The sequence below is a fragment of the Gloeocapsopsis sp. IPPAS B-1203 genome (assembly GCF_002749975.1).
Classification (GTDB): domain Bacteria; phylum Cyanobacteriota; class Cyanobacteriia; order Cyanobacteriales; family Chroococcidiopsidaceae; genus Gloeocapsopsis.
The window spans coordinates 1-23,294 of record NZ_PEIG01000020.1; the positions used below are offsets into that span (position 1 = coordinate 1).

Annotated in this window: 16 protein-coding genes and 1 pseudogene; 8 read left to right on the plus strand and 9 right to left on the minus strand. The window is 41.2% G+C overall.

Annotated features, from left to right (window positions below; translation table 11 throughout):
- The 3 genes from CSQ79_RS24425 to CSQ79_RS24435 all read left to right on the plus strand — a co-directional run.
- On the plus strand, positions 1-273 hold a 273-nt coding region (locus tag CSQ79_RS24425), incomplete at its 5' end, for an NADH-quinone oxidoreductase subunit D-related protein (RefSeq protein ID WP_502693965.1).
- A gap of 160 nt (positions 274-433) precedes the next feature.
- The gene (locus CSQ79_RS24430) at positions 434-1,315 is read left to right on the plus strand and encodes a helix-turn-helix domain-containing protein (protein WP_289501519.1); all 882 of its coding nucleotides are present in this window, start codon (positions 434-436) and stop codon (positions 1,313-1,315) included.
- A 91-nt stretch (positions 1,316-1,406) separates the two neighbouring features.
- Entirely contained in the window at positions 1,407-1,817 is a 411-nt protein-coding gene (locus tag CSQ79_RS24435) for a nuclear transport factor 2 family protein (protein ID WP_099703803.1), read from the plus strand.
- A 147-nt stretch (positions 1,818-1,964) separates the two neighbouring features.
- Here CSQ79_RS24435 and CSQ79_RS24440 read toward each other — a convergent pair whose 3' ends face one another.
- The 8 genes from CSQ79_RS24440 to CSQ79_RS24475 form a co-directional block, all read right to left on the minus strand.
- A complete protein-coding gene (locus CSQ79_RS24440; RefSeq protein ID WP_099703804.1) occupies positions 1,965-3,626 on the minus strand; it encodes a glycosyltransferase family 4 protein in 1,662 nt (553 codons plus the stop codon).
- 173 nt (positions 3,627-3,799) lie between these two features.
- Positions 3,800-5,194 carry an FAD-dependent oxidoreductase gene (locus CSQ79_RS24445; RefSeq protein WP_099703723.1) on the minus strand — a complete coding sequence of 465 codons (1,395 nt, stop codon included), beginning with the start codon at positions 5,192-5,194 and terminating at the stop codon, positions 3,800-3,802.
- Positions 5,195-5,371: 177 nt separating this feature from the next.
- Positions 5,372-6,577, minus strand: coding sequence for a glycosyltransferase family 4 protein (locus CSQ79_RS24450; RefSeq protein ID WP_099703724.1), 1,206 nt, complete (start codon positions 6,575-6,577; stop codon positions 5,372-5,374).
- A gap of 100 nt (positions 6,578-6,677) precedes the next feature.
- Positions 6,678-8,117, minus strand: coding sequence for a beta-barrel domain-containing protein (locus CSQ79_RS24455; protein ID WP_099703725.1), 1,440 nt, complete (start codon positions 8,115-8,117; stop codon positions 6,678-6,680).
- Complete coding sequence (locus tag CSQ79_RS24460; RefSeq protein WP_099703726.1) at positions 8,114-11,083, minus strand: type I secretion system permease/ATPase; 2,970 nt, start codon at positions 11,081-11,083, stop codon at positions 8,114-8,116. Before CSQ79_RS24460 ends, CSQ79_RS24455 begins: the two co-directional genes overlap by 4 nt.
- Positions 11,084-11,265: 182 nt before the next feature.
- Positions 11,266-12,039, minus strand: coding sequence for a peptidylprolyl isomerase (locus CSQ79_RS24465; protein WP_099703727.1), 774 nt, complete (start codon positions 12,037-12,039; stop codon positions 11,266-11,268).
- A 117-nt stretch (positions 12,040-12,156) separates the two neighbouring features.
- Entirely contained in the window at positions 12,157-14,286 is a 2,130-nt protein-coding gene (locus CSQ79_RS24470) for a calcium-binding protein (protein ID WP_099703728.1), read from the minus strand.
- 816 nt (positions 14,287-15,102) lie between these two features.
- Entirely contained in the window at positions 15,103-15,696 is a 594-nt protein-coding gene (locus CSQ79_RS24475; protein ID WP_099703729.1) for a calcium-binding protein, read from the minus strand.
- 322 nt (positions 15,697-16,018) lie between these two features.
- Here CSQ79_RS24475 and CSQ79_RS28470 point away from each other — a divergent pair, with 322 nt between their 5' ends.
- Positions 16,019-16,597: a helix-turn-helix domain-containing protein gene (locus CSQ79_RS28470; RefSeq protein ID WP_289501520.1), complete on the plus strand. Its 579-nt coding sequence runs from the start codon at positions 16,019-16,021 to the stop codon at positions 16,595-16,597.
- A gap of 17 nt (positions 16,598-16,614) precedes the next feature.
- Here the strand turns inward: CSQ79_RS28470 and CSQ79_RS24485 are convergent, their stop codons facing one another.
- Entirely contained in the window at positions 16,615-18,906 is a 2,292-nt protein-coding gene (locus CSQ79_RS24485) for a RelA/SpoT family protein (RefSeq protein WP_099703730.1), read from the minus strand.
- A gap of 280 nt (positions 18,907-19,186) precedes the next feature.
- Here CSQ79_RS24485 and patD point away from each other — a divergent pair, with 280 nt between their 5' ends.
- The 4 genes and pseudogenes from patD to CSQ79_RS24505 all read left to right on the plus strand — a co-directional run bounded on the left by patD (position 19,187) and on the right by CSQ79_RS24505 (position 23,287).
- Positions 19,187-19,552, plus strand: coding sequence for a heterocyst frequency control protein PatD (gene patD / locus CSQ79_RS24490; RefSeq protein ID WP_099703731.1), 366 nt, complete (start codon positions 19,187-19,189; stop codon positions 19,550-19,552).
- 280 nt (positions 19,553-19,832) lie between these two features.
- Positions 19,833-21,482, plus strand: coding sequence for a dipeptide ABC transporter ATP-binding protein (locus CSQ79_RS24495; protein ID WP_099703732.1), 1,650 nt, complete (start codon positions 19,833-19,835; stop codon positions 21,480-21,482).
- Between the two features lie 359 nt (positions 21,483-21,841).
- Complete coding sequence (locus tag CSQ79_RS24500) at positions 21,842-22,885, plus strand: fatty acid desaturase (RefSeq protein ID WP_099703733.1); 1,044 nt, start codon at positions 21,842-21,844, stop codon at positions 22,883-22,885.
- 110 nt (positions 22,886-22,995) lie between these two features.
- Positions 22,996-23,287, plus strand: a pseudogene (locus CSQ79_RS24505) (nucleotidyltransferase family protein).
- Positions 23,288-23,294 lie beyond the last annotated feature (7 nt).

Here is a 23,294-nt window from a genome sequence, read left to right on the forward strand (position 1 = left end):
AATGGCTTTGATTACCAGTATATTGGCAAGAAAGTCGCACCCACGTTCAAAATCCCCAAAGGCGAACATTATGTTCGGATAGAAAGTGGCAAAGGTGAGTTAGGCATCTACATCATGGGTGATGATCGTGTCTTTCCTTGGCGGTGGAAGATTCGTCCAGCAGATTTCAATAACTTGCAGATTTTGCCGCACCTTTTGCGGGGTGTTAAGGTCGCTGATATTGTTGTTATTCTCGGCAGTGTAGATATTATTATGGGTTCGGTTGATCGGTAATACCGATTCTCTTAATTTCGGCAACAGATAAAACATCAACAATAGACTTCTGGCAATCATGGGCGGATGAAGACACCACCCCACAAACTTAAAAGTGTTATTTCATCAAGGTCATAAGCTTGATTCATTTACAATTTAGGCAATTAAAATCAAAGTAACAATGACCGATTTTAACAAGAACAATTTACCGCTGATCTTCCCCCATCCGCCGATTCTAACTAGCGATTGTGCTGACTGGAACAACATTCAGTTTACTCATTTCCGGCAACCACCCTGCGATGTTCCAGAACGCGTGTCGTCCCAGCATACCATTTGTATGAATGTTGGGAAGCCCGTGCAGTTGGAGCAAGCAGTTGGTGGGCAATATCAGCAGGTTTACTCAGGATTTGGAGATTTGAAAATTTACCCAGCCTACTGTAGCCAACAGTTTCACTGGGATAAAGAAGCTGAGTTTTTCAATTTGTTTTTAGCACCGTCATTTCTGGCTACTGTTAGTTATGACGTATTTGGGAGCGATCGCCTCGAACTCATTCCACATCTGGCTACACTATTCGATCCACTAGTTCAGCAGATTGGCTTTGCACTCAAAACATCCTTAGAGATCGACGGAAAAAACAGCCATCTTTATGCTGACTCGCTAGCCCATGCACTTGTCGTTCATCTTTTATCTAGATATTCAACCAACTCACGTCAAATCAAAACTATCACAGGTAGTTTTAATCAACAGCAATGGCAACAAATTGTTGATTTTATTGAGGCAAATTTAGAGAGAAACATCAGCTTAACTCAGTTAGCAGAAATTGTGCGGTTGAGTCCATATCATTTTGCTCATTTGTTTAAGAAATCGACTAATATTTCACCTCATCAATATTTAATTCGTTATCGGATTGAACGAGCCAAACAACTGATCGTTAGCGGTAATTTATCGCTGGCTGCGATCGCTCAGACTGTTGGGTTTGCCAGCCAAGGACATTTCACTTACCATTTCAAACGCCTTGTAGGAGTTACGCCCAAATTTTGGCAGCGATCGCAAGAACGTTGAAAATAACCGCAAGAACCTTGAAGAAAAGAATTTGAGAGTTATTGGATACTGAATGCGTAAGTTGATAACTTCTTACGAGAAAGGAGAATTTATGTCACGGGAGAATGTAGAGAATATTCGCTGTCTTTTTAAAGCTGTTGAAGAACGCGACATTGCTGGAGTTCTCGCCGCTTACGCTCCTGAGATTGTCATCCGCGATGCAGAGTCACTGCCCTATGGTGGCGTGTATCGCGGTCTTGAAGGTGCAAAACAACATATTGAAGGGGCTGCCCAAACTTGGAACAACCTTCAACCTTCAGCCGAGAGGAAAATGGAGGCAGTCTTTTTAGATGCAGAAGATTATATCATCGTCCTTTGGCGGTTGAAAGGGCTGGCGACGAGTAGCGGCAGAAAGCTCGATTTACCAGTAGTGAGCGTCTATAAGATGCGTGATGGCAAAATCGTCGAATCACAGATGTTCTACGCAGATACAGTTGCAATACGGCAATTTCTAGAGGAGTAGAGGAGAGGCGGGTGGTTGGTAGGCGGGTAGTAGGGTAAGAGGGAAAAATAGCAATTAGATCTCTCCTACACTCCTACACTCCTACTTTCTCAATAGCCAAAGCGCCACTACTCACTCCACATTGCAGTTAATTAACGGGAATTATTACTAGTTCTCAAGACGTAGAATATCGAATTTTAAGAGGTAAACGAGGGTACGTAAGAGTTTTGATGCGTTTTCTTCAGGAAATTGACTGAGAATTTGTGCTACTGACAGAGAACCGTGTTCGGCGATCGCTCTCACAATAGCATCAATAGTTGCAATAGGAATTCTTCTTTCCGCACCAAAGTTGGTTATCCATATTTGTTGGATGGCATTTAACTGTTGTGGTGTTGCCATTACACCGATTCCTAAAACTGAGTCGTGGTTTAGCGTTGCCGTTGGATAATGCCCAAAAACTCGCAACGGATCGTCACACAAAGGGTAAGGTGGTGTGTTTGGAGGAAGTGCAGACATCGCACTTTTAGTCCGAATTCCAGCAAGTTCCTGCCAGAGGTTTTCGTAAGCGGCGATCGCAACTTGCCAATCATACATTTTCCTGGCGCGTTCTCTGCCGTTGTTTCCTAGGCGTTGTCGTAGTTCGCTATCTGCTATGAGTTTTGTTAAAGCTGTTGCACACGCATCAATATCTACCGCAGCTGCCATAGACGTATGCGCAATATAGGCGCTGTAATTAAGGTTGTCGCTAAGATAATCGAAAGCTAAATCAATAGCTGTTGGTGGTGGTATCACTGTCGGGATTTTAAAACCATCGATCTCATCACGTACCGATTCTTGATAACCATCCCAATCAGAAACAACAACGGGTAAGCCTGCTGCCATTGCTTCAATTGGTGTCAGTCCAAAGGTTTCTTGAATGTTATCGACAAGCGAAACAAAAATATCTGCAACAAACCAAATACTAGAACGAACTTCGGGTTTGCGTCCATCAACAAAAATCGTATTTACCGAAGGACAAAAAACTTTAGCACTTTCTTTAAAAGCCACTTCTTCTTTTTGATCTTCAAACCAGCCTGCTTGAATCAAATGTACTCTTACATTACTTGCTTGTGCTGCTCTTTCTATGGCTAAATACATCGGTACGGGATGCGCTTTGGCATAAAAGCACAACCTACCAACGAACAAAATTACAATGTCATCCGGTGCAATACCGAGTTGTTGGCGAACACTGTGACGAATTTGCGTTTTATGACTGTGTAAAAATGCATTGCAGTCTACCCCCAAGGGAATCACTGGTAGCTGAACGTCAATGTTTGGTTTCCTACCAATGCGTTGTGCTAAATATTCAGCCCAGGTATCAAGCAGACGTTGAATTGCTATTTTAACTGCAATTGAGGTACATATCAGCGCGTCCCAAGGTTGAATGGGTGCAATCAGTAACTCTCCAATGCTTTGCATAACGCTAAGACTGGCAATTGTATGTGTTACCCCACAAATACTGTAAGCTTGTTGATCAGTAAAACGACGCTGCCAAGCTAATTGAGCGATCGTAGGGGCGGGATAATAAATTGCACCTGGTTGGGCTGGGCTATGAGGATTGCTAGTTGGTAGCCACTCGACTTGGCGCGGTTGTTTCATCCAAGGTTGAATGCGCTGGCAAAAATCAACAAACTCTGCACGGCTGGTTGCATAACAATACAAAGTGTCTGCACGACTAAACTCAATCCAACCTTTAAGAAAACCCTCACCCGCAGCTTGACGACCTAGAAGTCGGTTACTACTAGTATCATATCCATCTCGTTTGTAAAAAATTGCTGCATTGGAATTCATATGAGAGGCTGGTAACTGGTCATTAGTCATTAGTCATTGGTAGTCAATAGCGATCTTCTGTGAGATTTTGTTTGATTGCTAAATACTTACTGTTTTCTCATTACCCATTACCTATTACCCAATAAAAGATGTAACTTCTAATGATGTTTAACTACTTAGCTACGAATGAGTGTTTAAGTTACTTTGGTTGCAACCTTAGTTGTTAGTGTTTCTCGATGTAAAGTTGATTGCAGCACTTCTTTGAAAACTAGAGCAACGATTTTGGGATGAAATAAAGCATTTGGTGTTTTTAGCATATGCATGACTTGGAGAAACTGCGATCGCACACCCACATTTTTGGTAGATAGCAGCATTACCCAATCCATATACCAATGCATTAACTTCGTTTTTTGAGTCACTGGCTTACCTTCAGTACCGCGATAACGGTAATCTTCACTTGTTGCGAGTGTCCAAGGAACTGCGTTAACTTGAGCTAATTGAGATTGAAAACGTTTACTTAAGCCAAAAAGACCTTTTTTGAGACATTGATCTAGAGTTTCCGCAGCGATCGCCGCCGTTGTCATACCTTGTCCATATACGGGATTAAACGTACACGCCGCATCACCAGTGACGATGAAACCTTCTGGCATTTGGTGAAGTTTTTCGTAATGACGGCGGCGGTTTTCGGTAGCGCGATAGCTAACTATTGGGGAGAGAGGTTTAGCGTCTTTGATCGCGTCATAAAGAATAGAACTACGCAGCGTACGTACAAATTCAAGAAAACCCTTCTCGTCTGTGGGTGGATAGTCTTTATCACCTCCGCCTAGAGAAACAAGCCAACGATTGCCTTCAATGGGTAACATTAACCCCCCACGCGTCACGTTTGGTGGTGCGGCTTGCAAGTACAAAGCCTGCCAATCGCTTGAGAAGTTAGTAGGAGGTTGATAAATGCGACTTGCGTAGCCAACGTGAGAATTCACAACGGTTTCTTGCGGCGGTTCGTAACCGAGTGCTGTTAGCCACTGCGGAGTTTTGGACATTCGCCCACTTGCATCAACAACAAGATCGGCATAGACTTGTTGTTCACTCACCCTTCCAGGATGTGGTTGATTGTGTAAACGCACTTGAACACCAGTAATCGCACTTTTGTCAGAATTAGCAAGTAAACCTGTCACTTCAGATTTAGTAATGAAGCATACCTGGGGACATTGCATCAACCGTTGACGCACACCCCATTCCAATAAACTGCGGCTGCTAGCCAACAGCATCACTCCAGAAGTAAAGCGAATACCCCACCCCGCTGGATTTAGCCAAGCAACATCTTTTGCCATGTCAATCTGTGATGCGCCCGCAGCGTATAATTCTGTATGCAAGCCTGGAAAAAGTTCTTCTAAAATTATCGCTCCCCGCATTAATAACACGTGGACGTGATGCGATTGCGGAACGCCTTTACGCGGTACAGGGTTTTCAGGAAAGCAATCGCGTTCAATAATCGTGACTCGATCAAAGTACTTCGTCAAAACTCGACCAGCCACCAGCCCAGCGATACTACCACCGATTACCACTGCATGACTACCTTGATTTGACATTCTGGTATCTCCCGTAAAGATTGTGCTTCCAATAGCAAGCCGAGGAGAATTTATCTTCCTAGTAACACATCTTGCTTAGTTCAGATCTCTACAAACTCTTTACCACCAATTACAGATCCTCTAAGTCTATCTTTGCATTCTCTGCGTCTGAATTGATTCATGAAACTTATAAAAACACTACCCAGCAATACTTTTAATCATTTCAAGATGTTTCGGCAACAAATCTGCCAAAGCATAACGTTCTAACACCGTTTCTCTTGCTTTAGCACGAAGTTCTGCCATGCGTGTAGGATGATTTAACACTTCATCAACGCGATCTGCAATTTGCTGCGGTGCAAAGAAGTCAACAAGTAATCCATTCTCGCCATCTTGAATGACTTCCGCAACGGGTGCAGTGTTAGAACCTAATACTAAGCACCCTGTAGACATTGCCTCAATCATTGACCAAGATAAAACAAACGGTCGCGTTAAATAAACATGAACAGAGGAGGCTTGAATAACTTGCAGATATTGATTATAAGGTAATGAGCCAGTAAAATGCACCCGCGATAAATCTAGCGGGACTTTTTTGAGCATGAACTCTTTGTAAGATATACCGTCGGGTAAAGATTTACCATAGCAAACGCGCTCAGAACCTACAATAACAACATGACAATTGGGGCGGCGTTCTTGGATATAGGCGATCGCTTCCATAAACTGCGGGAAACCTCGATACGGTTCCATCCCCCGCGCCACATACGTTACAAGTTCGTCAACCCCCGATAAATCGAGATTTGGTAAAACTAGCTTTGCTCCTGGCTTCGGTTTAAAGTATTCTGTATCTACCCCGTCATGCAGTACAGAAATCTTACTGTGAAATTCTGCAGGAAACTGGGCACGTTGCCAAAATGTAGGTGATAAACCGCGATCGCAGCTATATAAATCAATCAAAATTGGTGCATTCTTAATCCGAATTCGCGCTATGTCATCAACATTTAAAGGATCGGTAGGATCAAAATCGGCATCTGAACCCCGCGCATGATAAAACCATTCAAAATAACAAATCAACGGTGTATTTGGAAATGCATCTTTAACAAATAATGTTGGACCCCAACCTGAATGTCCGCAAATAACATCAGGAATAAATTTTTGTGCTTTTAATTGTTCAGCTATTTTATATACGGCTTGTCCGTGCAATACTGCACTTTCTAAAGGTCTAACATAATGATGTGTTGATGGGTGAGGATTGCGACTTGGTTCAAAGATAGCTTTGTAAACACCTGGTAGCGAAACATCTTGATTTTTAGTACCAAAAACAACTTGGTTATTTGGAACGCTGGCAAGCGCTTGCGCAACATGACGATATTGTGCAGGAAAATTAGTGTGAAGAAATAATATGCGCATATAAATTAAGTGGGTAAAATAAACGTAACTTAAAGATTGGTAACTGGTAATTGGTCAATCACAAAAAATTTCAATTACCTATTACTTATTACCCATTACCCTATCGCACTGTTTCTAAACTCTTAATTTTCTTATCAAACATATTCATAAACATACTTAGAACTGTTCGCTTACGTACTTTTATACTGCTATTGACGCCCATACCAGATTGCAGTGGTACGTCTTTACCATTAACAGTTAAAGCTTGGCGTTCGAGTTGAATTTTTGCGGGAAAGGCGTAATATGGGCGTTCTTGCGTTGGCGGTAAAGCATCTGAACCAACCCAGACTAATTTGCCTTTAATACTACCGAATTCAGATTCAGGAAAAGATTCAATTTTGACATCTGTTTCCATTCCTGGATACACAAAACCAATATCTTTATTAGTTAGATATACCGAAGCTACTAAATTTTCATTTGGGACAATTTTCAGTATTGGTTCAGCAGAATTAGCGACAAATCCTTGCGATTTTGCTTGAAGATCAAAGACAATTCCATCAACAGGCGATCGCAATTCTTGATATTGTAAATTCAAGTTAGCTTTGCTTAATTCTCCGTCGATCTCGGCAATTCTTTTCTCGTTTTCTATTTTATTGCGCCCAAGTTGAGTATCAATTTCAGCAATTTTCTTCTGATTATCGGCAATTTTTGTTAAATTGTCTTTTGAACTGAGCGCAATTGTATTCTGTAATTGTTCTTTTGCTTGAGCAATTTGAATTGATAATCGTTGTTGTTCTGCATCCAAGCGATCTACTTCAGATTGGCGTGTTAAAACTTCTTGCTGTTGGCGTTGGTATTGTACTTGTGATAATCCACCTTCTTCGGCAACAGGTGTAATTTTATCGAGTATTCCTTGGTTGATTGCAGTGACTTTTCTAGCAGTTGCTAGCTGCGATCGCGTTTGACCAAGTTGTTTTTCTAGTTCTTGAATGCGGAGATTTGCATCTGCTATGCGTGAGCGATATTCTGCCCGTGCACTTGTTAGTAATTGTTGTTGATTTGCATCAAATTCGCCTTCAGTCCGCTTGTTAGGGTTAAGTCCATTAACTTGTGCTTTTAAAAAGTCATTTTCTGCGACTAAAGCTGCGCGTAACCGAGTTAATGCGGATAAATCTGATGAACTATCTAAACTGTTATTACCCGCTGTAGCTGTTGTGTAAAACTGATTTTCTCGTAATAAGGAGGCTTTTAATTGAATCAGCGATCGCACATCTGCTTGTGGGGCAGTAGGATCAAATGTAACTAACAATTCTCCTTTTTTAACTAATTGCCCATCATTGACATAAATTTCCCGAACAACACCACCAGTTGGTGCTTTAATTTCTTTTGTTGAGCCTTGCGGTTCAAGCTTTCCTGTTGCTGGTACGGCTTGTTCTATTTTGGCAAGTGATGCCCAAATAAATGCCGAGGTTGTCACCGAAACAAGTAACCACATGACAACTCTAGACCATATTGCGGGTTGCTCTAAAATAACGGGTTGTTCGATAGATTCTGATCTCATAGCTGCGACTCCTGTTGTTGATAAAGACAGTAGTACCGTCCTCTGATTGCCATCAATTCTTGATGGGTTCCTTGCTCAACAATCGAACCTTGATCCATCACGACGATTGTATCTGCGTTTCTCACCGTAGAAAGGCGATGTGTAATAAAGAAAACCGTTTTGCCTTGAAATGCTTCGTTTAAGTTGTTGCATACTTGACGCTCAGAATTGTAGTCTAAAGCGCTCGTTGCTTCGTCTAAGATCAGGAGTTTTGGGTTTTGCAGAACCGTACGGGCGATCGCAATTCTTTGTCGTTGTCCGCCAGATAAGGAAGAACCTCGCTCTCCCACTACTGTGTTATATCCTTGGGGCAAAGACATAATAAAATCATGAGCAACTGCAATTTTAGCAGCAGCGATAATTTCTTCGGAGCTTGCTTCAGGATTTGTTAAGGCAATGTTTTCCTGAACTGTGCCATTAAATAGCAAGGTATCTTGTAAAACTACCCCAATTTGCCGACGGAGCGAATAAAGTTCGACTTTACTAATGTCGTAGCGGTCAATCTGAATTCTACCGGAAGTTGGTTCATATAATCGCTGTAGTAACTTAGCTAGCGTACTTTTACCGGAACCACTTTGCCCGACAATTCCCACAAAAGATCCAGCAGGAATTTCTAAATTGACATTAATTAATTGCAGCGGACCATTGCTATTAAATCTGAAGGACAACTCATCGTAATGTACATCGCCTTTAATTTCAGGCATGGGAATATTATCACGATTGGTTTCATCAACTTCTTGCGGTGCATCTAAAACATCACTGAGTCGTTCGATAGATAATGCGGTTTCCTGGAAGTTTTGCCACAGTTGAATCAGTCTTAATAAAGGACTTGTAACGTAACCTGCAATAATCCGAAATGCGATTAGTTGTCCTAATGTCAGTTGGTTTGCAAGAACAAGGTGTGCTCCTACCCACAACAGAAGCAATCCTGTAAATTTATTTAAAAAGCCACTAATTGAACTTGCAGTACTGAATGTCAAAACATTCTGAAACCCAGCAGTGATATATTTTGCATAGCGTTCTTGCCACTGCCAACGCGATTTTAATTCAATATTTTGCGCTTTTACTGTTTGAATTCCTGACAATACTTCAACTAGATAAGACTGCGTATCAGCATATTTTTCAGCTTTTTTATGAAGTTGTCGCCGGACAATTGGCGAGACAAAAATTGTGAGTAAAGCAAATAATGGTATTGTGACTAACGTAACAAGAGTCAGCAGCCAGCTATAAAATAGCATTACGGCAACATAAATGACTGAAAATACCGCATCTAATACAACAGTTAATGCTGTTCCTGTTAAAAATTGCCGAATATTTTCAAGCTCATTAATTCGTCCTGCTAATTCTCCAATCCGGCGCCGATCAAAATACTTGAGGGGTAAGCGTAATAAGTGATCGATGACTTCGGAACCTAAACTGAGATCAATGCGGTTTGTTGTATCGACAAATAAATAAGTTCTAACGCTAGTTAATAACGCCTCAAATACCGCAACTCCGAGTAAGAATATTCCTAAAACATCTAAGGTATCAATGCTGCGTTGAACTAAGACTTTATCAATAATAACTTGAGTAATTAGTGGATTTGCCAAACCAAAAAGCTGGACAAAAAGTGAGGCGACTAAAACTTCAGTTAAAACTTTACGATAGCGATAAATTGATGGTAGAAACCAGCGGAGGCTAAATTTCTCTTTAACTTGATGGCTGGGAGGTTGAAGTAGCAGTACCTGTCCTTCTTTTCCCCAAATTTCTGCAAAACCTTGCGGACTTTTGCGTAAAAGTCCACTTTCGGGAATTGCTAGAATTAATTCTTTTTCGGTAATGCTGTAAATAACAGCAAAACTATCGGCGTAGCGAATTAGTGCAGGGGCTTTCAGGCGATTGATTGCTGTTGCAGAAACTTGCACTAGCTGGGCGCGTAAACTCATCATTTCAGCGATCGCCCCACACGCTTGCAGCGAAATATTTCCTGCGCTTTTAAATTGATTTTCTAAAACTTTGCGAATTAAATCTTTGCGAAATGTCAGTCCTAAGTGCTGACTCAACATCTGAAAGCACGCTAGTGGGGCTTCAATTGATCCTCGACCGCGTACTAAGGGATATTTAGGTTTGGCTGCGTAAGGGTCGGGTGGTGCTTCTGGTGGATGTTCTGGTGCGTAAGGAATTTCTAAAGCAGGGACACTAAAATCAGATTCGTGGGTAGCACTAGGCGGAATTGCATCAACTGAAATGTTGATTTGCTTGCGGATATTAAGTCCTAGTAAACGCGCTTTGTCAACACGAATAATTTGAGAGGAACCATTAGCAGGTAAACGACTGCCGACAGGAAAGTCTGAAATTGAACCACTACTGACTAGCCATAGGCGCTGCGAGTCGAGTTGTGCTAAATCGAGTTTTCCTCTGGGGATGTTGCGGACAACGGCGTCTTGCCACGCTGCAGTTGCTAACTCTTTTAATTTGGGAGTTTCGTTGGCACTGCGTTGAAGTTCGACACTGAGTAGTTCAAAAACTTCGCTGAGGCTGCTACTATGTAGAAAAGCTTGTTCTAGCGATGGTTCAGAATTGAGCAAGTCTGAGAAATCTTGAAATGCTATTGTAATGCAAATTACCTCGGTGGATGCGATCGCCGTTTCGCAGGGAATTCCGCGCACGAAGGAAGTTGCTCCGAGAATGCTTCCTGAACCTAGCAATTCCAAACTGACAGGAGTCCGCGTCCGCTGGTCGTAACCTAATAACCTCGCCTGTCCTTGATAGAGTATCGCTATGTGTGCAGGCATTTTTTCTCTGACAAGAATTGATTGCCCGACGCGATAGCGCATCAGTTGGCATTTAGCCGCGATCGCTTCTATGACCTCTGTTGAGAGTTGGTCAAACGGGAAAGTTTGTGCCAAGAAAGCTTGAATGGGAGCCAGAGGTATGCTTTGAGTCATATACTACTTACTAAATGCATAAAGCTGCTTTAATTTAGTATCCACACTTGTTATCAATACAATTCCTAATTAAATAAAAATTTTGCAATTTTAAAATATTAGACTTTCTATCCGAATCGCATAGTGACTAAAGTCACGGCTAATTGCGGCAACTTATTGTTACGAAGTGTGTTTAGCATTATTCAGTCTATGGGATTGGGAGATTTAGATAAAAAGTCTATTGAATTGCGATTGTGTAGACTTGTTGCGATCAATTGCTTGATATCGACTTGCTGCATTTTTTGGGCTAGCCAATTTTCAAATAATTCATCTTGCAAGCGGCGGCGCATTGATTTATCAAGTTGTGCTGGAATTAATTTTTCGAGACGAATAATCACCACCCATTCAGCTAAAGGACGAGGTGCCCAAAGTTGCCCTGGCTGACTCACAGACAACAGTTTACTAATAGCAGGATGCGGCTGTGCCAGTGATACTGGTCCTAGCAACCCACTTGTTTTAGCTTCTGCACCTTGCGAGTATTCGCGGGCTAACTCGGCAAACGATTGTTCTCCTTCTAAAATCCGAAAGTAAAGTTCTTGGGCTAACCCCATATCTTTAGTTCGGATCAGAGAATATACTACCTGATCTAGATGTGCCTTGCGGGTTAAGAAATAATTATCTACCTTGGGTTCCCAAACAGTAGTTTTATGCTTTTCTAGTAAGACAGGACGCAAGGCAAGGTCATGCATTTGCGCTAAGGTCATGCCTTGTTGATTAAGCCAATCGTCTCTATTGGCAGGAATAATTTGCTGTTGTGCTTCAAATGCTTCAATCGCGGCTTGGCGTTCCTCATCAGTACAAGGTATGTCTGCGATCGCTTGATCGACGATCAGGTTTCGTACTAACTGCGGCATCATTTGATAACGGCTCAACAAAGCTAAAAGCGCATCGACTTGATCTTTACTACCAGTTTGCATAGTTTTTACTTACCAACTTGTCCTCAGTATTTGCCCAGCAGTTTGATGCATCTGCATTACATAACTAATAGTGTGAGGGCATAATAAATATGCCTTTATTACTACACTGCCTAGTTGCTACAAAACGAAAATATCAGCATTTTGCATGTCTAAACCTTTAGGCAGTAACGCAAACTGCACTTTCTGTGTTGCTCCTGTACCATCTTCATCAAAAGATAAAGCGCCTGTGTTGCGGTTATAAATAAATCGATGATCTGTCGTTGATGCCGTGCCACCAATAGTAAATTGTGCTGCGCTAATGTGCGTACCGCGATCCAACTGACAATTAACACCAAAACCGACGCCTGAATTAGGTGCGATCGCATAGACAAAAATGCGATCTTCCCCAGCAACAAAATCTGTTATCTTGTCTATACCTTGGAATGGCTCATAGAAGCCAAAACAGTCGCGTCCGGCACCACCTGTCAGAACATCATCACCAAAGCTGCCAAAGAGCGTGTCATGACCAGAACCACCAATTAAGGTATCATTGTCAGAACCGCCTCTGAGTTTATCGTCACCGTCACCACCGTCGAGCGTGCCACCACCTTCGAGGGTATCATTTCCAGCACCACCAAACAAAAAGTTAGCTTCGCCACCAAACTCCATGTCACGCAGTATGTCGTTGCCTGCGTCACCTCTTAGCGTATCGTTGCCAAATCCGCCTTGGAGTGTATCGTTACCTAGTCCGCCATCTAAACTATCGTCGCCGAAACTGCCATCTAATTTATCGTTGCCAGATTCACCAAATATCGTGTCATTGCCATCGCCTCCCTGTAGCGAATCATTGCCGTCGCCACCTGATAACAGATCGTCGCCCCCGCTGCCATTGAGCGTATCGTTACCACCACCACCGTAAAGGCGATCGTCACCAAAACTCGCGTCTATTTTATCGTTACCAAGTCCACCGGATAAGATATTATTGCCGCTGTTGCCGTAGATAATATTGTTGAGTGCATTGCCAGTGCCATTGATGTTGCGATCGCCGCCCAAGGACAAATTTTCAAGATGATTACCTAGGGTATAACTTACCGTTGATTCAACCCAATCAATTCCTTCATTGGCAAATTCGATAATTGTACTACTAATGCTATTAACAATGTAATAGTCGTTTCCAGTACCACCAACTAACGTATCATTGCCTACACTACCATCTAAAAAATCATTACCTGCACCACCATATAAGCTGTTATTAGCATCGTTACCAACAAGAATATTATCTAAAGTATTACCTATAGCAAAGCTAGGACTATTAATATTGCTTTGCACTGTATTTAGTGGATTACCAATACCAATTAAACCATCGTCTGTAAGAACTAAGTGCTCTATATGCTCGTCTAAAACGTAACTTATTGAGGAATAAACAGTGTCAGTACCTTGATTGGGTAACTCAACAATCTTGTCATTAAGAGTGTCTATATAGTAAACATCGTCGCCAAAACCACCGACTAACGTGTCGTTGCCAAAACCGCCATCGAGCGTGTCATTTCCACCTTTTCCATAAAGTTTATTATTAGCATCATTACCAGTAATAAAATTGTCTAACGAATTTCCTGTACCTTTAATAGGCTGATTACCAGTAAGAACTAAATTCTCTACATACTGCCCTAAAGTATAATTAACAGAGGCATATACCGTATCGATGTCTGCGTCAACAACTTCTATATTCCAGTTTTCATCATACATTTCTACTGGATTAATAGTTTCAATGACTACATCACCACTACTGTCAACTATGTAGACATCATCACCAATTCCACCGATGAGCGTGTCATTACCCAAACCACCATCTAAAATATCGTCCCCTGCGTGACCATAAAGCCGATCGTTGTCTCTACCACCATAAAGATAGTCATCACCAGCACCGCCATAGAGAGTGTCTGTACCGAAGCCACCGTAAAGAGTGTCATCTCCTGTACCACCTGCAAGGAGGTCATTACCTACTTCTCCATAGAGAATATCGTAACCATTATTCCCTTCGAGGGTGTCATTGCCAATACCACCATAAAGGACGTCTAGCCCTATACCACCTATTAAACTGTCATCGCCAGTACCGCCGTAAATTGTGTCGTTTCCAGCTAACCCTAACAAGGTATCATTTCCCGAAAGACTATGAGCGTTGTCGCCAACTGCCCAACCTAAGATTTTGTCTGCACCTGGAGTGCCTTTGATTAAATCTGGTTTTTTAGTGCCATGTATAGTTGACATTTTTTCTCCTGCTTTTCCTCAACCACATTCAAGGTGCAACTTTAACTAACGAATTGCCACATCAGTTTGAATACACGCTTTATGTTTTGATTTGATTTTTCTATAAAAGTTTCAGCGCTAAGACAGGTTTTTCTGCAAAAAGTGCTGATAAAAATGACCATAAAGAAGTTGAGTGAGCCAACTTTATATAATGAACAAAATGCTGAATTTAAAAAAAAACTTGCATCTATTTTTGGTTAGATTTTTAGGAAAATCAGTAGTTGACACACTGGTATCGAAAAAATATTTTGTACTGACTTTATCTAATCTTAAGTGCGTGGCTAATGAATGAGCTTGATGTATGATTTTATCTGCAAAAACTTTAAACTCAATTGAATGAATCCCAGAGATTACCTCAAATTTAAAATAAGAAAATACTCCTGATTTTCAATAACTAGTATTAAAGTATTACTTCTACGTATATAATTTTATAAATTTTCGATGAAGACTTGATGAAAAATTTATGAAATGCAACTCAATATTTTAGGATTGCTAGCGGCTCAAAGAAATTTCTGTACTAGCATATTTTAAGCAAAGTTTGATAAGTTCACAATTAAATTAGTGGAAAAAATGACATTTATCAAAAAGTAGATATAAGTATGTGTTATTATTTACATGAGTAGTATGTGAAATACTCAGAAACAAATAAGAAGTTAACGCTTCTGTATTGACAACGAAGATGAGGCGATCGCCTGAATTCAATATTTTTACAAAAAATCCTCACCTTTGAACAGTGAGGAATTTTAGTGAAGAATGAGTTGCTTACAAGTAGTTACTCTACCAAATCATTAATTGTGTATTAACATCAAAGCTTGTGCCTGGTTGTAATTGAGCGACTTGACTTTCAACAGAGTTACCATTGATGTACTCAGTATATAACAGAGCACCAGTACTGTTGTTATATGAAAAGGAACCTTGATAGAAGCCTGTAAAGCTGGCAACAATCATGTCTCCTTGCTTGGCGTTGAAGTCTGTAATTGTTGCATGAGCAGATGGGTTATTTAGGATAAAGAGATCTGCACCTGCGCCACCAGTCAGTGTATCACTACCAATTCCACTTTCAAGCGTATCATCACCTTTTCCGCCCTTGAGATGATTATTACCTGCAAAGCCTATGAGATAGTCATTACCTGCACCACCAAGTAGAGTATCATTACCTGCACCACCAATAAGAGTGTCATGACCTACGCCACCATCTAAATAGTCGTTACCAGCACCACCCTCAAGATAGTCACGACCACCTCCACCAAAGAGACTGTCATTTCCAGCTTCACCAACTAGGGTGTCATTGCCTTGATAGCCATAAATTATATCTCCAGAATTTGAGCCTAATATGTAGTCAGCTTCACTAGTGCCAAAGTAATTTGCCATATTAATTTCTCCTATATTTCCTAATTCTTGATACGAGATAAAAACTTTAGATTTTGTTAATGTTTTGCGTATTTTCTCGGAAGAATCCTGATAAATACACTTATGTAGTTTGTTGCTGTTTTGCTTTAATTTGAAGCTAGATCAAATTTAAGTGTATCCACCGATTTTTGTCTGTCACTTAAGGTCATTTAAAGTCACACTTCATGAAAAAAATTGAGAACTTTACTGAAATTCGGTGAACTCACTGATTTGACGTCTGTAAATCTGCGGGTAAGCTAGGAAGCAAAACAAAGTACTATAAATATCGCTGTATAGTTGAATAATGGATATTGAAGAAGCATTACTTGTTATAGATATAGCTTTAGAGAACATTTTTTTAAGTAATATACAAGAGCTAGTTTTGCGGCAATCTTGGGAAGGCAAAACATATCCAGAAATTGCAGAAAGCCATGGATATGAGGCTAATTACATCAAAAATGTTGGTTATAAATTGTGGAGTTTACTTTCACAAGCTTTTGCAGAAGAAGTCACAAAAAGTAATTTTCGCTCAGTTATTAGAAGACAAGCTACTCAGGCGCTAATCAAGCCACGCACTCAATATGAAACAAATAACGATAGTAAAAATATGCAAAATACCATAGATGCATTGAAAGAGATAAAATCCCTCGCTCCTCAAGTATCGCAGTACAATAGCGATGATAATTCAATTTCAAATCAGCATTTAGTAGCAATAAATATTGTCAAGCAGTGTATGGGATGTCCGCTGATGGCACTATTGAAGCCAAGTAAAAATTGCCAAGAATTTAGTACGGAATTTCGCTTAGTCCGCCTAGCTATTGAAACCGACAATATAACGAGCAATCAAGTCCAGGCTAATAAAATTATATGCGCAATCAGCTAATGACTTGGTATTCAACGTTAATCTTCAGCTTGACTAATACGACGTAAATTAATGACATCGCTCATTTTTTTGATTTGTACAAAAACACGATCAAGTTGTTCGCGATCGCGGATATCAATTCCTAAATCAATTAAAGCAGGTTGCCCGTTGGATGTTTTGACTTGAGCGTTGCGCACATTAATTCCTTGATCGCTGAGGCGTGACAGAATATCTTTGAGAATTCCTACGCGATCAATTGCTTCAATTTGAATATTGACAGTGTAAGTTTGCGGGCGATTTCTTTCTGAGTTATTGTGATTCCAACTAACCGGAATTAAGCGATCGCCTTCTATAGTTTCAACATTCTGACATCCTTGACGGTGGATTGAAATGCCACGACTGTTGCGCGTAACGACCCCAATAATAGATTCGCCTGGAATTGGAGTACAGCATTTAGCCAAGTGATACAACAAACCTTCTACTCCAGCAATAGGAGAATCACTTGCCCGCGAACTCGGTAATGGTGCTTCTTTTTGTGTTTTGGTAGAAGACGGTAAAACTGTGACATCTTCTGTTTGCGCGATGGGTTGTTGGGCTTTGATGATTTCTCGCCAACGATTGAGAACAAGATTTAAAGTAATTTCACCGTAACCCAACGCCGCTAGGAGTTCTTCTACACCGTGATAGTTACATTTTTCGGCTACTGCTTGCATAGGTTCTGATTTAAGCAGCGCTTCAAATCCTGTTTTACCGAGTTCTTTTTCTAACAACTCGCGTCCCCGTGCGACATTTTCTTCACGGTGCGATCGCTTGTACCATTGACGAATTCGGTTTTTTGCCCCAGTTGTCACGACAAAGTTGAGCCAATCTAAACTTGGATGGCTATTCTTTTGAGTCAGAATGTCTACAATATCGCCGTTCTTCAACCGCGTATCCAACGTTACCATTCGCTCGTTAACACGCGCACCACAACAATGATTGCCGACTTCTGTATGAATCCGATAGGCAAAATCAACTGGTGTTGCACCCGCTGTGAGCGAAACAACATCACCTTTGGGGGTAAAAACGTAAACGTCGTCTTCAAACAAGTTATCTTTAACGCTATCAAGATACTCTTGAGCATCATTGACATCTTTGAGGTCATTTTGCCATTCCAGGATTTGCCGCAACCAGGTAAATCGTTCTTCACTAGTCTTTAACTGACTGTGGCTAGAACTTCCTGTTTCCTTATACTTCCAATGCGCAGCAATTCCATATTCAGCAATGTGGTGCATTTCAATCGTCCTAATTTGCACCTCTAAAGGACGCCCAGTAAAACCGACAACTGCCGTATGCAAAGATTGGTAGCGGTTAGGCTTGGGTAAACCAATATAGTCCTTGAATCTACCAGGGATTGGTTTAAATGCGTCGTGAACCTCGGCTAAAGCTCTATAACATTCTTCTTTTGAATTGACAATGATCCGAATTGCAGCAATATCATAAATTTCATGAAATTCTTTTTGTTGCCGCTGCATTTTCTGATAAATTCCATAAAGGTGCTTTGGACGACCGCTGATATCGATACAATTAATTTCGGCTTGCTCCATCCGCGCCTTTAGTACATCGACGACTCGTGTTAATCGAGCTTCTCGGTTTACTCGTTTTTCGGCAACTAAGTCTTGAATTTGACGATATGCTTCGGGTTCTAGATACTTAAACGCCAAGTCTTCTAATTCCCACTTAAACCGCCCGATACCCAATCGATTAGCCAATGGGGCAAAAATTTCGCGCGTTTCTAATGCAATTCGTCGCTGTTTTTCTGGTGCTAAATGTTCCAATGTGCGCATGTTGTGCAGGCGATCGGCAAGTTTGACTACAATCACGCGGATATCTTTTGCCATTGCCAAGAACATCCGGCGAAAATTCTCAGCTTGACGCTCAGTTTTGCTGGAAAATTTTTGTGAAAACTCGGAAAGCTTCGTTACTCCTTCGACTAATTGACGGACTTCATTACCAAACCGCTGTTCAATTTCTTCAATCGAGATATCCGTATCTTCCACTACATCATGGAGAAATCCTGCGGCGATCATGGCACTACTACCACCGAGATCCCGTAATAATCCGGCAACAGCAATTGGGTGACAGATATATGGTTCGCCAGATTTGCGGTATTGCCCTTGATGCAAATCATACGCAAAGCTAAAAGCCAAGCAAATCAAGCTATTGTCAGCTTGTTCTGAATGCTGATGACTATCCTGCGGTGCAACTAAACAGTTTTGCAACCATTGGGGAAGGTCAACATCAAAGGCGAGTGAGGTAGCATGAGTAACGGTGGAAACAGCGGCGTTCATAGGATCGAGCGGCAAAGATGGATGGTGGATATTGGGTAAGATATGTGTGGAATGCTCCACTGTTATTCAAAGTTGCGATCGTGCATTAATCAAAAAATTTATAAGGTAAAATTATCATCGCTTAGACTAGATTAAGTAGTATCTGCGAAAAATACTAAATCCGAAAATTGCGCTATCAACTCAAACTTATAAATAAGCATGAGTTATCGTTAGCTCTGAAACAGAGTTTATGCTACGGGGCAAAATTCTTTACATTAATAATATCGTAAGAAGCTACTGAATGTTGTCTAATTTTCATTATCAGAGCTATCAAGAATTTGCTGCAGTTCTAGAGCAGTTACAAGCAAATGCCAATCGGACACAGCCAGATGTTGCCAAACTGCACGAGGTTTTTCAGCAAGCACAACGGCTGTTTGGGCAGCAAATTATCACGCTAGACTCTAGCGATTTAGAGCCGAGTGTCGCATCCCGGGTACGTTCCTACCACACTGAAATTGATAAACAGCTGAAGTTATTAAGGATGGATATGACCTTTTTACAAGCAGCACGGCAACCTGAGACAATTATTGCCAGAAAAGAGCAAATTTGTCTCCGAATTCAAACTTTAATCAACTATTGCAATGTTTTATTAGAGGCGAGTGCATAGTTGATTGCGGTGGTTACTTGCTCACTTGCTCATTATGAATTTACTACTTGCCCATCAAATGACACCTACAGATTTGCTATTCGGGCATGTGCAGTTCCAGTCTATAATTTTTTCTTTGTCAGAAGTAGCAGATGAAGTGCAAAAATAATTTACTTGGTAGCAAATTCTTGCAGCGATCGCATTTTATGTTATCACTCTGTTGTCATCTGGTAAAAAGGCAACAGTTATGACGTTGACACATCACTAATATCACAGCAACAATTTATTGCAGAATACCAATATGAGCGAAGCCTTATTTCGTATTGAAAATCTCAAAGTTGCCTATCCTCAATCCGAAACGCAGCAACTACAATGGGCTGTTGATGATGTGTCTTTTACGCTAAATTGCGGTGAACGGCTAGGTTTGGTGGGAGAATCAGGCTGTGGAAAATCGACGTTGGGACGCGCAGCCATGCGGTTGCTACCAACATCCACTCAAATTGAGGGTAAAGTCACATTTGAGGGGAAATCAGTTTTTGATTTTACTCCGGCACAGTTAAGGCACTTTCGCGGTGAAGCTGTCGCTTTAATTTTTCAAGATCCCATGACACGCCTCGATCCTTTAATGACAATTGGGGATCATTGTACCGAGACACTCAAAGCCCATCAACCGCACTTATCACAACGCCAAGCAAAAGAAATTGCGATCGCAACTTTAGAAGCTGTGAAAATACCTGCGAGTCGCTGGAGTCAGTATCCGCATGAATTTAGTGGGGGAATGCGTCAAAGAGTTGCCATTGCACTCGCCTTGTTACTCAATCCCAAATTGATTGTTGCCGATGAACCAACGACAAGTTTAGATGTTACAGTGGCAGCGCAGATACTACAAGAATTAACTCGTTTGTGCCGCGATCGCGATATGGCACTGTTATTGATTTCGCACGATTTAGCATTAGTTGGGGAGTACTGCGATCGCATCGGCGTGATGTATCACGGGAAGCTAGTTGAAATTGGTGCTTCGCAGTCGGTTTTTCGCGATCCCCAGCACGAATATACGCGTTCTCTTCTCAAAGCCGCATTACACCTGCAAGCTGGAGATAGCAAGGTACATCATGACCAATTACCAATGACCAATTACCAATCACCCATTCTCCGCATCACGAATTTAAAACAACACTATTCTTTAGAAAGTAACTTTATCGAACGACTGTTTCAAGGCAAAAATCAAACAATCAAAGCTGTTGATGGAGTCAGTTTAGAACTTTATCAAGGGGAAATTTTAGGATTAGTTGGCGAGTCGGGATGCGGTAAAAGTACGCTATCGCGGACAATATTGCAGCTAATTCGTCCGACAGCAGGGAAAGTAGAGTTGCAAGGAACTGATATCACCGCATTACCAAAAGCAGGCTTGCGTTCTTATCGACGACAAATGCAAATGATCTTTCAAGATCCTCATGCTTGTCTTAATCCTGCCATGACAGTGGGACAAAGTATTGCCGATCCTTTGTTGATTCATCATTTAGCTGATGTTACTTCAGCAAAAAAACAAGTGTTGCAAATGCTCGAACGCGTTGGTTTAACACCGGCTACAGAGTATTATGAACGATACCCAAGTCATCTTTCTGGCGGACAACAACAAAGAGTTGCGATCGCCCGTGCATTGATTACGCATCCCAAACTAGTCATTTGCGATGAACCTGTCAGTATGTTAGATGCTAGCGTACAAGCGCAAGTATTAGACTTGATGCTGGAATTGAAGCGCGAGTTTGATTTAACATATCTCTTTATTACGCATGACCTTTGGGTAGCAAGATTTTTATGCGATCGCATTGCGGTGATGAATGCAGGGCAAATTGTTGAAATTGGTCCTACACAGGAAATTTTTCATCATCCAAAACACGCTTACACGCAAACTTTACTACAAGCTGCCCCTTTACTTGCAAAAACGTAACCAGTTGCTAGTTGTTAGTGGCTAGTTGCTAGTTGCTAATTGTATTAGCCCACAACATTAGCCGCAGATATCTTCCAACCTAAAAGCGTTATAAACCAACAACGTGGGCTAACCTCCTGAGTCAATACAACTAATCACTAGCCACTAGTCACTAACTCCTAATCCATAACAATAGTAAATTGTCAAGCGAATTTTTCTCAACGAATCTGCGATAAATTCTTTCCAAATGAGTAGAACTACAGTGTTCTAGCGATCGCCTGACATTGTTATAATTTCAAAGCGCTTCTATTACAAAACTTAACAGCAAGTTATTTGCTAAGGAGTTTGGCAGCGATGTGGCACACTTTGTTTAGGTATTCATGACTATATTAACGACACCGCGTTCGATTCCAACCAATGAAGAGACAATTCGCCTCAAAGATATTCTCAAAACTTTACCCAAAGAATGTTTTCAGCAAGATCAACGCAAAGCTTGGTTAGGGCTGTTAACAAATGTATTGTTGGTTGGTTTAGGTTACGCAGGTATAGCGATCGCTCCTTGGTTTGTACTACCTCTATTTTGGATTTTTACCGGTACAGCATTAACCGGTTTTTTTGTGATTGCGCATGACTGTGGACATCGATCGTTTGCGAAACGCCGCTGGGTAAACGATTTAGTCGGGCATATATTTATGTTGCCGTTGATTTACCCTTTTCATAGTTGGCGGCTATTGCACAATCATCATCATCTACATACAAATAAACTCGACATAGACAACGCTTGGCAACCTTTTCGCCCCGAAGTTTATGCGAGTTCAGATAACTTTACACAATGGGGTTATCGCTTAGTACGCGGTCGCTTTTGGTGGGTAGGATCAATTGCACATTGGGCACTTTTGCACTTTGACTGGTCAAAATTTTCAGGGAAGAACCGCGCCCAAGTCAAGCTGTCAGTGTTGGTTGTTGCAATATTTGCGGCGATCGCTTTTCCAGTTTTAGTTGCAACAACTGGAATTTGGGGTTTTGTGAAATTTTGGTTGATGCCGTGGCTAGTCTACCATTTCTGGATGAGTACATTTACACTGGTTCATCATACAGTGTCTGATGTTCCTTTCAGTACAGCAAGTGATTGGAATGCTGCTACAGCACAATTATCGGGTACAGTTCACTGCAATTATCCGCGTTGGATTGAGTTTCTTTGCCACGATATTAATGTTCACGTTCCGCATCATATTTCTACTGCTATTCCTTCCTATAATTTGCGTTTAGCATACAGCAGCTTGCAGGAAAATTGGGCAGAGTATCTTCACGACGAATTGCAGTTTTCCTGGTCTTTAATGCAGCAAATTACTGATGAATGTTATCTCTATGAGCAGAAGAATTGCTATCAATCTTTTCAAGATTATCATGGCATCAGTCGGTAATTTAACTTAACTAAATTTTGGGATAGCCATCTGGGCTATCCTTTCCTTCACTCGCAGCTTTGCACCATGATAAAATTAAATAGAGGGCAAGCTCACAATATAATCTTGCAATGAAACAGAAAGAAGTCTTATTAATTTTGGCAGCACACCAGGAAAAGCTAGAGAAACTAGGAGTCAAATCTTTAGAATTATTTGGTTCTGTGGCTCGAAATGAAGCAACATCTGAGAGTGATGTTGATTTTTTGGTTGAATTTTCGATTGATGCAGGATTTATTTGAGCTATTTAGAGTTCAGCACTATCTGGAAGATATTTTAGGATGTGCAGTGGATTTAGGCACTAAAGATGCTTTACGAGAACATTTGCGAGAACCTGTGTTGAAGGATGTAATTCGTGCTTTCTAGAAACTGG